Origin of the sequence: Meishania litoralis, from assembly GCF_042611095.1 — a bacterium.
Taxonomy (GTDB): domain Bacteria; phylum Bacteroidota; class Bacteroidia; order Flavobacteriales; family Flavobacteriaceae; genus Meishania; species Meishania litoralis.
In genome coordinates, this window is the sequence record NZ_JBHFPV010000002.1 from 132,642 (window position 1) to 144,641 (window position 12,000).

The 12,000-nt window shown below is 42.7% G+C and carries 14 protein-coding genes; 6 read left to right on the top strand and 8 right to left on the bottom strand.

The genetic code is table 11. The features are described from left to right. The first annotated feature begins 11 nt into the window (after nucleotides 1-11). A complete protein-coding gene (locus ACEZ3G_RS09565) occupies nucleotides 12-890 on the top strand; it encodes a phytanoyl-CoA dioxygenase family protein (RefSeq protein WP_432425265.1) in 879 nt (292 codons plus the stop codon). A gap of 6 nt (nucleotides 891-896) precedes the next feature. Here ACEZ3G_RS09565 and ACEZ3G_RS09570 read toward each other — a convergent pair whose 3' ends face one another. From ACEZ3G_RS09570 to ACEZ3G_RS09590, 5 genes are all read right to left on the bottom strand, one after another. Continuing rightward, the gene (locus ACEZ3G_RS09570) at nucleotides 897-2,597 is read right to left on the bottom strand and encodes a phytoene desaturase family protein (protein WP_432425266.1); all 1,701 of its coding nucleotides are present in this window, start codon (nucleotides 2,595-2,597) and stop codon (nucleotides 897-899) included. A gap of 45 nt (nucleotides 2,598-2,642) precedes the next feature. Further along, complete coding sequence (locus ACEZ3G_RS09575; protein ID WP_432425267.1) at nucleotides 2,643-3,329, bottom strand: SGNH/GDSL hydrolase family protein; 687 nt, start codon at nucleotides 3,327-3,329, stop codon at nucleotides 2,643-2,645. A 27-nt stretch (nucleotides 3,330-3,356) separates the two neighbouring features. Continuing rightward, entirely contained in the window at nucleotides 3,357-4,841 is a 1,485-nt protein-coding gene (locus ACEZ3G_RS09580) for a S10 family peptidase (RefSeq protein WP_432425268.1), read from the bottom strand. Nucleotides 4,842-4,924: 83 nt separating this feature from the next. Continuing rightward, complete coding sequence (locus tag ACEZ3G_RS09585) at nucleotides 4,925-5,689, bottom strand: TIGR02757 family protein (RefSeq protein ID WP_432425269.1); 765 nt, start codon at nucleotides 5,687-5,689, stop codon at nucleotides 4,925-4,927. Between the two features lie 88 nt (nucleotides 5,690-5,777). Beyond that, entirely contained in the window at nucleotides 5,778-6,461 is a 684-nt protein-coding gene (locus ACEZ3G_RS09590; RefSeq protein ID WP_432425270.1) for an ABC transporter ATP-binding protein, read from the bottom strand. A gap of 200 nt (nucleotides 6,462-6,661) precedes the next feature. Between ACEZ3G_RS09590 and folE the strand changes: the two genes are divergently transcribed. The 5 genes from folE (at nucleotide 6,662) to ACEZ3G_RS09615 (ending at nucleotide 10,361) form a co-directional block, all read left to right on the top strand. After that, nucleotides 6,662-7,261 carry a GTP cyclohydrolase I FolE gene (gene folE, locus ACEZ3G_RS09595; protein ID WP_432425271.1) on the top strand — a complete coding sequence of 200 codons (600 nt, stop codon included), beginning with the start codon at nucleotides 6,662-6,664 and terminating at the stop codon, nucleotides 7,259-7,261. A gap of 76 nt (nucleotides 7,262-7,337) precedes the next feature. Then, on the top strand, nucleotides 7,338-7,640 hold the full coding sequence (locus tag ACEZ3G_RS09600) for a hypothetical protein (protein WP_432425272.1): 303 nt from the start codon (nucleotides 7,338-7,340) through the stop codon (nucleotides 7,638-7,640). Nucleotides 7,641-7,750: 110 nt separating this feature from the next. Continuing rightward, nucleotides 7,751-8,971, top strand: a complete 1,221-nt coding sequence (locus tag ACEZ3G_RS09605; protein WP_432425273.1) for a sulfite oxidase — start codon at nucleotides 7,751-7,753, stop codon at nucleotides 8,969-8,971. Continuing rightward, entirely contained in the window at nucleotides 8,972-9,439 is a 468-nt protein-coding gene (locus ACEZ3G_RS09610; protein WP_432425274.1) for a monoheme cytochrome C, read from the top strand. Nucleotides 9,440-9,482: 43 nt separating this feature from the next. Then, nucleotides 9,483-10,361 (top strand): sterol desaturase family protein, encoded by an 879-nt coding sequence (locus tag ACEZ3G_RS09615; protein ID WP_432425275.1) that lies wholly within the window; start codon nucleotides 9,483-9,485, stop codon nucleotides 10,359-10,361. A 99-nt stretch (nucleotides 10,362-10,460) separates the two neighbouring features. Here the strand turns inward: ACEZ3G_RS09615 and ACEZ3G_RS09620 are convergent, their stop codons facing one another. The 3 genes from ACEZ3G_RS09620 to ACEZ3G_RS09630 all read right to left on the bottom strand — a co-directional run bounded on the left by ACEZ3G_RS09620 (nucleotide 10,461) and on the right by ACEZ3G_RS09630 (nucleotide 11,971). Next, entirely contained in the window at nucleotides 10,461-10,778 is a 318-nt protein-coding gene (locus tag ACEZ3G_RS09620; protein ID WP_432425276.1) for a DUF6787 family protein, read from the bottom strand. A gap of 30 nt (nucleotides 10,779-10,808) precedes the next feature. Next, the gene (locus tag ACEZ3G_RS09625) at nucleotides 10,809-11,168 is read right to left on the bottom strand and encodes a DUF6146 family protein (RefSeq protein ID WP_432426055.1); all 360 of its coding nucleotides are present in this window, start codon (nucleotides 11,166-11,168) and stop codon (nucleotides 10,809-10,811) included. A 167-nt stretch (nucleotides 11,169-11,335) separates the two neighbouring features. Next, nucleotides 11,336-11,971, bottom strand: coding sequence for a DUF937 domain-containing protein (locus ACEZ3G_RS09630; RefSeq protein ID WP_432425277.1), 636 nt, complete (start codon nucleotides 11,969-11,971; stop codon nucleotides 11,336-11,338). Nucleotides 11,972-12,000 lie beyond the last annotated feature (29 nt).

The following is a 12,000-nucleotide window of genomic DNA, read 5'->3' on the forward strand; positions in this document are numbered from 1 at the left end:
AATATTCAAAAATGACAGGCATACAAGACTTCGCCGAAAAGCATGAGATGGTCTCTTCATTGTTCGATTGGCCGAAATCAAAAGAGGAATGGGAGCCATATCGTTTAAGTGATGAACAAGTCGCCCATTTTCATGAATACGGATACCTATCGGGAATCAAACTTCTTGATGACCGGCAAATCAAGGTATTGCGCAAAGAACTTGAAGAACTCATCGATCCTGAACATCCGGGCCATCATTTATTTTATGAATTTCATAGTAATGAATCATCGAACACCAATTCGGTTTTGTTCCATTCGCTTGGGCATTGGCGAATTACCAAGGGGTTTCATGACGTGCTTTGGAATCCGGCCTTTGTAATGGCTGCACACCAATTGTTGGAAAACAGGCCGGTTCGTTTTTGGCATGACCAGTTGTTTTACAAGCCCACAAAACACGGTGGGGTGGTGGCCTGGCACCAAGATTATTCGTATTGGACACGTACCGTGGCCATGCAACATCTTACTTGCTGGACAGGTCTTGATGACGCCACGACGGAGAACGGTTGCTTACACTACGTTCCGAAAAGCCATAAATGGGGATTATTGAATGCCCCGGAATTGGCAGGAGATATGAACGGATTAATGGATTATCTGACCGAAGAACAGAAAGCCGAATTCAAACCAGTGCCCATTGAATTGAAAAAAGGGTATGCGACATTTCACCACCCTTTAATGGTACATGGATCGTATGAGAATAAATCGGACAGGAGTCGAAGAGCGTTTGTACTGAATGTATTTGCCGACGGTACGGTCAGCAATACCGATGATGAACTTCTAAAGGGAGTGCCCCCGATACCCAAGGGAGAAAAAATGGAAGGAAAGTTTTTTCCGCTACTTTTTGACCAATGATTTTCGCTAGATCGTAAGCCTTTGTTTTTTGGAAGCGGCACGAGCCCTTTTCACCTCTATTATTTTTCTTATCCATTCCGGATAATCCGAATCATCATCTGCCGGATAAATACATATATGCTGGTCGGCTCTAGGTTTTTTGAGTTCATCAGGATGTTCGCCTAAAACAATTGCCGCTGTATCAACACCGGAGTGCGATGCACCGGCCACGCCATGTGAAAGAATGCTCGCACCGCAGAGATACAGGTTTTCGATTTCACTTTTCGCTTTATAGGCAAAAGGGCCAATATGTTTCAAACTCTTCTCGGTACCATAAATGTTACCCCTCGTGGTATTTACATAATATTCGTTGGTGATGGGCGTACCTAATTCGACATTTACGATATGTTCGCTGACATTTGGTATCGCTTTTTCCACCCCTTTGATCATTTTATTTGTCAAAACGTCTTTAAACCTCAAATACGAATCGGAACGATTTTCATTTTCATTCTTGAATTTTTCAAAGGCATCATAGTTGACAAGGGTTATGGCCTCGATGGTATGGTGTATGCCGTCATAGCTCGTGGGGTCTTTTAGCGAAGTGAAGCTAATGAACATACCTTCGAAGGCATCTCCTTGGGCAAGGTCGTTTTCAAGTGCCCCGTCATAAAATTCATCGATATCGGTATCGGGCATCATCCAAATATTTCCCGAATCGAGTCCCGCTTTTCGCAAATCCATGTCTACGGTCAAGAATAGCATTAGGGTAGTGCTGGAGTATTTGGTATTGCCCAGTTTTTTTTGAAGTTTGGCACTTATATGTTCGCGCCCGATCAGTTCAAGATATGTGATTCCAGGATCTGCATTGGAGATTATGTTTTTTGCGAAAAGCTGTACCCCATTTTCAAGTTGCACACCGATGGCCTTTTTTTTGGCACCGTTTTGAATCAGGATCCTTGAAACAGAGGTGCTGGTTTGAATTTCGCCATTGTACTTTTTTAATACGTTGGTCATGGCCTTGATCAACGCACCACCACCGCCCATAGGATAAAATCCTCCCTGAAAATAATGGTTCATAACCGCACAGTGTAATGGAAAAGCGGCTTTTCGCGGTTGTACGCCATGGTCGCCACATTGAATGTTCAAAATGTTCTTTAAAAGCGGGTCTTCGATATGCCAATCGACCACACGTTTAAGATTGAAAAACATATACCGCAAAAGGTGACGAATATGGTACGGAAGCGTTAGTTTTCTCCAGAAACCCTTGTAGTAAGGTATCGAGAATAACTGATTACTTACCTTTTGTACTAAGTTCAGGTAGGTTCTGATATGTTCTTTTTCTTTTGGAAATCTTCTTGAAAGGCGTTCTATAAGTTCATCTAGGTTTGCAGGATAGTCAAATCGATGGTTGCCAATATGTACATGTTCATAACCATCAGGGTTCATTCTAAAAAAAACGAGGTCATTCGCAATCTCGAGGCCTCGGTATAGATCGCTCGTAGCTTGGCCTTCTTCAAGTAGCCCGACATAATGGACACCTGGTGTAAATCTGTGCCCATTGAGATAAAAGCTATGGCACCATCCGCCAGGAACATCATGCTGTTCCAAAACCAATACCTTTTGGCCGGCCCTGGCCAAACAAATGGCCGATGCTAGCCCCCCAGCTCCGGAGCCAACTATTATCGTATCGTAATGCGCATCAGAGTCATCTTTAGGAGTATGTTCCAATATTTTTTATTTGTGGTGTTATTTGTGTAAATGATATTGGCCAAATTACTCCAAGGCCATTGCAATTGCCTTTTCTACCATAGGTTCCATTACCTTATAGCCTTCTACGGTCGGGTGCACTTCGTCGCTCGCATATTTTTTCGGAAGTCCGTTGCGCTCATCCGCCATGGCCGAAAAATAGTCCAAATAAACATGCCCGGCCTCTTTGGCATACGCTTTGATCAATGCGTTCAGCGCAGGTATTTTTTCATTTGGTTTCAGTCCGGGCCGCCAGGGATAGTCAAAGGCAGGCAAAACAGAGGAAAGCACTACTTTGATGCCGTTCTGGCTCGCGATTTCGGACATTGACCTTAGATTGTCCATTATTTGATCCAATGTCATCGGTCCGGTGTTTCCGGCAATATCGTTGGTTCCAGCCAATATTACAACCACTTTGGGCATTAGATCGACAACATCTTGTTGAAAGCGTATCAACATTTGTGGGGTCGTTTGACCACCGATACCCCTATTGATATATGGTTTGCCCTCAAAAAAATCCGGGCGTGCCTGGATCCATCCTATGGTGATGGAATTCCCCATAAAGACTACTCGGTTTTCATTCATTTTTGGTGGTGTTATCTTTTGGTTCGCTTCCTTAAAATGATCCAATGCTGCCCAATCCTGCGCCTGTATGCTTTCACCAACACCTATTGTGACCATGAATACAAGTATAATGCTTATAATTTTTCTCATCTTTTTTACCTTAAAACTTATTTTTAATTAATATTTGGCGGCCTTGCCGTTGGCCATGGTCTTTTTAATAAAGTCCCTAATGTCTTCATTGGCCTTCTTTAGGTCTTCTCTACGTAGGTACATCATATGCCCACTGCGATATCCTTTAAAATCAAAACGTTCTTTCATTCGACCGCTTGGATCGACCTGCCACATTAGATATTTTGCATTGAAATAGGTCGTTGCACCGTCATAATAACCTGACTGCACCAAAACATTTAAATATGGGTTTTGCGCCATGGCCTGACGAAGGTTTTCACGGGTATTCTCATCAGAATTGTCCCATGGATGTACCGGCCCGAACATATTGTATTTGATATCGGTCTTGAATTTCAGTTCTTCCTGTAAGTAGTAATTTATCGCAGGAGTGAAACTGTGCAACCATGACGTCAATTCTGCACTGTAATCGGGCCTCATGCCTTCCAACTGTTTGTCGATGCCAAGGTAGCGTGAATCTAGCCTTCCTATGTTGTAACCGCCCTTGTCCTTTAGCAGATTTTTCCAAAAATAGGGAGTTGGAACCCTTAAGTTTTGGTCGATGATATCTTCTTTTTTAAGGCCTGAGTAATAGGCCATCTTTTCGGCAATCTCATTTTTTTCGGTCTCACCGAGAAATCCACCTCTCGTAATTGCCGGAAGCAAAGTGTTTATGGTATATTCTTCTGATTCAGGAAGAATTTCAAGGAGGTCTTTTTGTTGCAGGCTATTGGGAAGGGCCTTATGATGCCAGGCCGCTGCGGTGTAATAAGGTAATTTTATCGCATCGGATACGGGTCCGCTATTTCTGATTATGGTATAATCGGCAGGGGAAACCAGTATAACCCCGTTGAGATACATCCATTGGGCATTTTGCAGCTCCAATGAAAGCCCCATTACCCGTGGCCCGCCATAACTTTCACCAATTAAGTATTTCGGGGATCGCCAGCGGTTGTTTCGAGTAACGAAAGTATTCAACCATTCGGCCAAGTATTTGATATCAGCATTGATACCAAAGAATTTTTTACGGTCTACTTCATCGCCCGTTTCCGGTATTGTTCGTGAATATCCGGTATTCGCTGGATTAACATAAACGATATCGGTAACGTCCAAAACCGAAAAAGGGTTTTCATTGACTCCATACGGCTGAACAGGATATCCTTCTTCATCTATTTTTAACGTTCTGGGACCCGTATACGCCAAATGCATCCATACCGAACCTGATCCAGGCCCGCCATTGAACGATATCAAAAGAGGTCTTGAGGCTCGATCCTTGACATTGCTTCTCGTGTAATAGGTATAGTTCAAAGAAGCGATCGGCTTTCCCAACTCATCCCAAACGGGTTGGGTACCGATTGTTGCGGTGTAGTTGATCGGTGTTCCATTAATAGTTACACTATGCTGTGTGGTAACCGTAGTGTCAATGGGCAGCTTACGTTCTTGTGCTCTTAGCGAACAACAAAATAGGGAAAGGGATAAAAGTAATAATGTTCTCATTTTATATGTTTTTCTGTCTCTTGTTAAAAATAGGGATTTTGGGTCAGAAACAAGGTCGTTTTTGAACACTATGGCGTTTGTGGTCAAAACTTCTCGAAAACACCTAGCCCGAACAGTGCAAAATCATATTTGACAGGATCTAGAGGATCTAGTTTTCTCAGATTTTTGTCAAGTTCTGCCAGCGCTATGGCATCATTCTGCTTTCTTTTCAGCAATTTCAGTTTTCTGGCTACATTTCCAGAATGGACGTCCAGGGGGCAAGATAATTTTGAGGGTGAAATATTTTTCCATAACCCAAAATCAACATTGGTATCCGCCGCTCGTACCATCCAACGTAAAAACATATTGATACGTTTGGCGGCAGAACCCTTTAATGGGTCGGAAACATGTTTTGTGGTGCGCTTTTCAAAGGGAAGTTCAAAAAAAATCTCCTTGAATTTAGAGATTGTCGGTTGTAAGTTTGACGCTGACTGGTGCGATGTAAAAACACCTTCCAAGCCGCCGTGGCGACTATAGATATTTTTCAAACTCTGAACAAAATAGGTAAGGTCGGTACCATTGAAGGTTCTATGAACAAAGTTCTCTAAGGCCTTTAGATGCGATTCATTGTGGTTCATTACAAAATCATAGGGACTATCACCTAATAGACCCATCATTTTCTCCGCATTGTTTATGATGCTTTTTCTATTGCCCCATGCGATGGTCGCTGTCAAAAAGCCACTGATTTCTACATCTTCCTTTTTATCAAATCGATGGGGAATCTGAATCGGATCGCTCTCTAAAAACCGGGGTTGGTTGTATTGTGCAACTTTGGCGTCGAGAAACTCTTTAAGCTCTTTTTTTGTCATTCCAAATTAAAATTCGGTAATACTTTTTAGCGGATCGACATATCGCGGGTTATTGAGATCATTGTGCGGCTAGGTCGACTATGACTTTTTATTGCTGCACGACTTGTTCTGAACTGGTAATCAAACCGTCTACCATCGTCAATTTACGATCGGCCATATCGGCCAATTCTTCGTTATGGGTAACGATGACAAAGGTCTGCCCGAATTGGTCGCGAAGTTCAAAAAAAAGATGGTGAAGGTTGTCGGCACTCTCCGAATCAAGATTTCCACTGGGTTCGTCGGCAAAAATAATCGAAGGATTGTTGATCAACGCCCTCGCCACGGCGACCCGCTGTTGTTCACCGCCCGAAAGCTCATTGGGCTTATGTTCATAACGCGCTTTCAGTCCCAAAAAGTCAAGAAGTTCCTTTGCCCTTTTTTCAGCTTCCCCCCTCGGGGTCTTTTTGATGAAGGCCGGAATACAGACATTTTCCAATGCCGTGAACTCGGGAAGCAACTGGTGAAATTGAAAAATGAATCCGATATGTTGGTTTCGAAATTTGGCAAGATCCTTGTCAGAAAGATTGGTGACCTCCACATCGTTTATCACCAATTTACTATCTGTTTTGTTGGTTTGTGTATCCAAGGTGCCCAATATCTGTAATAGAGTGGTTTTACCGGCCCCCGATGCACCCACAATTGAAACCACTTCACCTTTTTTTATGTGTAGATCGACACCTTTAAGGACCTGTAATTTTCCATAAAACTTTTGAATATTGCTTGCCTTTATCATAAAGAGGAAATAAAAGTGGAAATGTAAACATTAACGCGTACACGGCAAAATAATACAGAACCGACCAAAGATGAATCATTCAAAAGTTAATTTTTAATGTCTTGATAATAAAAGGGCGGTAATCGATAGGACGCTGGGAGATAAGCGAAATATAGCTTAATTTCGCCCCGAGCATATTAACGGTAAAATTGACATAAAATATGGCACCTTATCAAAGTTTGGAAGAGTACAATTTAGAGATTACCGACGAAGTCAGGGACCGCTACGCGTCTATAATCGATGAAATAGGGGAGGATACGACGCGGGAAGGACTTTTAAAAACACCTGAGCGCGCAGCTAAAGCGATGCTTTTTTTGACCCAGGGTTACAAGCAAAATGCCGCCGAAATATTGAAAAGTGCCATGTTCAAAGAATCCTATAACGAAATGGTCATCGTCAAGGATATCGAACTGTATTCACTTTGCGAACACCACATATTGCCTTTTTTCGGGAAAGCCCATATCGCATACATTCCCAACGGACATATTGTCGGCTTGAGCAAACTACCGCGAATCGTCGATGTTTTTGCCCGTAGATTACAGGTCCAAGAACGGCTCACCAAGCAAATACTCGATTGCATCAACGATACCTTACGGCCTCAGGGCGTGGCGGTGGTCATCGAGGCATCGCATATGTGCATGATGATGAGAGGGGTTCAGAAACAAAATTCGGTGACGACCACCTCGGGCTTTAGGGGCACTTTTGAAAAAGAAGAAACCCGAAATGAATTTCTCAAGCTGATAAGTTCAGATTTGTCATAAATATTATTGAATAGCGAAACGTCTTGTTTTTGGCATTTTTATTGCTCTTAAATAAGGAGAATCAATATATTTAAGCATGGCTAAAGAAAAAGACGAAAAGATAAAAAAATTATTGCTGGGGCTTTTGTTCGACGCGATCGGGCTTCTGTCTTTCACGATACCCCTGGTAGGCGAATTTTCCGATATCGTATGGGCCCCGCTTTCAGCTTGGTTGATGACAAAAATGTATAGGGGTAAGATCGGGCAGGCCGCCGGGGTAATTACTTTCGTGGAAGAAATAATTCCGGGGCTAGACGTCATTCCCACATTTACGATAATGTGGTTATATACATATGTTTTTAAAGGCTCTAGGAAAAAAGAAATTCTAGAGGCCAAATAGGCGTAATATTATAGTTCCTTTTAAATTCGATTATGCACGGTAACATAGGTTACTTTAGATTGCCGTAAAATGTCCTAACTTTACGCAATCACTAAATTATTTCCCGCTTCATGCAAAGAAGAAACTTTGTCAAAAAAGCCACTTTGAGTTCGATGGCCGGGCTTATAGGGGCCGAGATTGTTTTTGGCAATCTCTTGCCAAAAGGCTATCGACCTTTGGCTTTACAAGACCCAGACCCTTTTAAAATGTTCGATAAAGACCCCGAAATGGTCGTTTTGAACAGTAAGCCCTGGAATATGGAGGCAAGGGCCCATTTATTGAACGATAAGGTTACCCCCAATAAATTCATGTTCATACGCAACAATGGCATCATCCCCGAAAAAATAGATGTCCAAAATTGGACGTTGACCATTGATGGTGAGTCCGCTGATCAAACAAAAACCTACTCGCTTGCTGAACTGAAATCAAAATTCAAGCACCATACCTATCAACTTACTTTAGAATGTGGCGGAAACGGTCGTAGTGAATTCGACCCGCCCGCAAAAGGCAATCAATGGACGATAGGGGCCGTTTCATGTGCCGAATGGACGGGTGTCAGGCTTCGTGATGTTTTGGAGGATGTCGGTATAGGAAGCGATGCGGTATACGTGGGGTATCATGGTGCCGATATGCATTTGAGCAGGGACCCCAACAAGGAGCCTATCTCACGCGGTGTCCCAATGCAGAAGGCTCTACAAGACGAAACACTTTTGGCATTTCAGATGAACGGTGAAGATATTCCGATTGCCCATGGTCATCCGTTGCGTTTGGTGGCAGGAGGTTGGCCCGCTTCGGTGTCTGGCAAATGGATCAATCGGATCAGTATAAGAAATAAGGAACACGATGGTGAAAAAATGGGAGGCTCCTCGTACCGAGTACCCTGCAAACCTGTCGCCCCGGGAGAAAAAGTAAAGGACGAGGATATGTGCGTAATCGAATCAATGCCCGTAAAATCTTTGATTACCTACCCTAAAAGTGGGGCGACGTTCCCAAAATCAAAAAGCTTGAATATAAAGGGCCATGCATGGGCCGGTGAGCTCGAAGTTTCAAAAGTGGAATATTCCATTGATTTTGGATCGACCTGGGCGCCCTGCACATTGGAAAAACCGGCCAATCGTTTGGCTTGGCAACACTTTTCGGCACAAATACGTTTTCCGGTGGTTGGTTACTATGAAGTTTGGGCGAGGGCTACCGATTCAAATGGAAAAGCACAGCCAATGTTGTTACCGGGTTGGAACCCCAAAGGATATCTGAACAATGCGTGCCATCGAATTGCGGTAAAAGTGACCTAAATGGAGAATAAGGGTTTTTGGAAAGGTTCGAGAAGGGTCTATCGCACGCTCATCGTTGTTTGTGCGGTATTGGTGATATTTTCGATCATTGCTATTTATTTGATGAACGGCGAGCAATTGAACGTTCAAGATTCGAATGCAGAGTACAGTACCTTGCCGGATAATGGCGACCCGAATAGAATAGTCGATGGTATTCATGTACGTACAGGGTTGGTTGAAGGAGAGGGTCTTATGACCGTCGTGAACAACTGTACCAATTGCCATTCCGCCGAATTGGTCATGCAAAATCGAATGAACAAAGAACGTTGGATTTCAACGATCCGATGGATGCAAAAGACACAAAATTTATGGGACCTGGGCGACAATGAAGAAATCATCGTGAATTATCTGGTCACCAATTACCCACCTGTTGAAAAGGGCAGAAGGGAGGCTTTGTCGGATATCGATTGGTACCAGCTGAAAGATTGATCAAGACTTAACGACAAAAGAAATCACTTAAAACATTCATTTTTTGGAAAGATATATTAACGGATTTATCGATTCTTTTCTCGGTTCATTGCAATGGACATGGAAGTCCATTCTTGTTGAAGTGCCCTGGTATACGAATTATTTTTGGGGCTTGATCGTTCTTTCGTTATTGGTCTGGGGATTGGAGATTTTGTTTCCATGGCGGAAAGAGCAATCGATTTTTCGCAAGGATTTTTGGTTGGATGCATTCTACATGTTTTTCAACTTTTTCATTTTCGCTATCGTAATCAGCGGCTTTTATAAATTGTTGGAACTGTTTTTTCTTGACATTGGCATATCCATCTCCAGTTTGACCATTATCGATATGTCCGATTGGCCGGCTTGGGCCCAATTGATGATCTTTTTCGTTGTACTTGATTTCGTGCAATGGTTTACCCATATTCTTTTGCACCGATTTTCTTTTCTGTGGCAATTTCACCATATACACCATAGTGTCAAGGAAATGGGCTTCGCGGCCCATCTGCGCTACCATTGGATGGAAAACATTTTGTATAAACCGCTTAAGACCCTGGGAGTAATGGTATTGGGAGGATTTGAACCCGAACAGGCCTATATCGTCCACTTTGTGGCCATAACCATAGGGCATTTGAACCATGCCAATATCAAGTTGACATGGGGGCCTTTTAAATATGTTTTGAACAACCCGGTGATGCATCTACATCATCATGCCTATACTTTGCCCAAAGGCAGCTATGGTGTCAATTTCGGTATTAGCCTAAGCCTTTGGGACTATTTGTTCCGAACAAACTATATTCCCGATGACAACGGTGAAACGCCATTAGGCTTCCCCGGTGACGAATCGGTGCCAAAAGATTTCTTTCACCAATTGTGGTACGGCTTTTTCAAAGCAAAAACCAAGTAGTAGATTTATGTGTAATCCGGTTTACAGAACAATTTTATTAGACTTCGAAAAGGTTTTTGTAAAGTGACCGTATCCATTATTGGCAATTCTTGATAAAACTTACCTAAAAAGAAAGCCGAGTCCCATACGACGGAGCATCTTTTTTTCAAAATCCCAGAAGAACTTGAATTGTCCGAAAAGCCAACCATAAATTACCAAAAGAATTTGATAGAACGGAAAGATCAATAAGATACGCAGGGTCCAATACAAAGTGCCGCCCCACCAAGCATTCGAAAAGCTGTCCCTTTGCATTCCTATGAGTTCAAGAAAAGGTTTGGCCACGTAAACCGAAGAAGAACCGGTTATCGCGAATACTACCAAAATTATGATAAGTTGAAAATTGGAAGTTATTCCCCAACGACGCCTTAATTTTTTCATGGAAAGACAAATAGGCGTCAAAGATACTTTTTAAATACGTGGTAGAAAAGGGCCGAGACGTTGGTTGTACTTTCTTTGAAAATAAATAAAATAGTTGTACAGTTTGTAGTTTACCTCGTAGCCATAGTCAATATTGGGGTCGTAGTCGATCTGCAATACGTAAAGGTCCGGACTATACTGTGAAGGTGATAGCACCCGTTGGTTCCAATTGATGACATAGATTTGATTTCTATTTTCCAGAAACGACTGTGAATAGTAACCTTCGGGCCTCGCAATGCTCTGCAGCCAAAAATTAAAACCGGGTTCGATAATAATTATTTGATATTCGGTTTCATCACTGGCGATCTCAACGGTATCACCTTTTTTTTGGGCAAAGGCCTTTTTCTCCATTTCGGTCGTTTCCACAACTTTTTTGGAACTGTTGCAACCCGAAGAGGCCAACAGAAGTACTCCGAAAATAATGCCCAAATACAAACCTATTTTCCGCATAAGAAAAAGATACAAAAAAAGCCGTTGGTTTGTTCCAACAGCTTTTATAAATTTAAGTTAATAAGTGTTTACTTTCCGAAAAGCCCTCCTAAAAGGCCAGCCAAACCGCCTTTTTTCTGGCTGGTTCCCATTACCATGCCTGCAACATCGTCCAAAACACTTCCATCACCATCGGCATCGATAAGACTCATGATCAAACTTTGGTTTTGCTGGGGTTGTCCGCCCAGCATACTTCCCAACAAACTATTAAGACCATTGGCATCGCTTACATTACTTTGTGCCTTTTGGCGCCCTAAATAGCCCATTACAATAGGTGCGGCTATTTTAAGAATGTTTGCAATCGAGCCTGCATCGATTCCTGATTTTTGACTCAAGGCGTTCTCGACTTGTGGTTGTTTGTTGCCAAAAACATGGCCCAGGATTCCGGCACCATCTTGAACGACATCATCATCGACCCCTCCTCCGAAAAGTCCACCTAAATTATCCAATATACTTCCATCGTGCTTGTTTGATGATAAGGCACTCATCAACCCTTGTGCACCCTGAGGTTCTGCTACGTTCTTTTTCATCGCCCCCAAAATCAAGGGCATGGCCATGCTCAGCACATCGGCCGTTTTGTTCTCTGGCTGGCCTGTCTGTCCGGCAACGCCGCTGATCAGTTGTTTGCCCATAGGGCTGTTTAATAAATCTAATAATCCTGACATTTTATAGTTAATTTAAAATTCGATTCGTA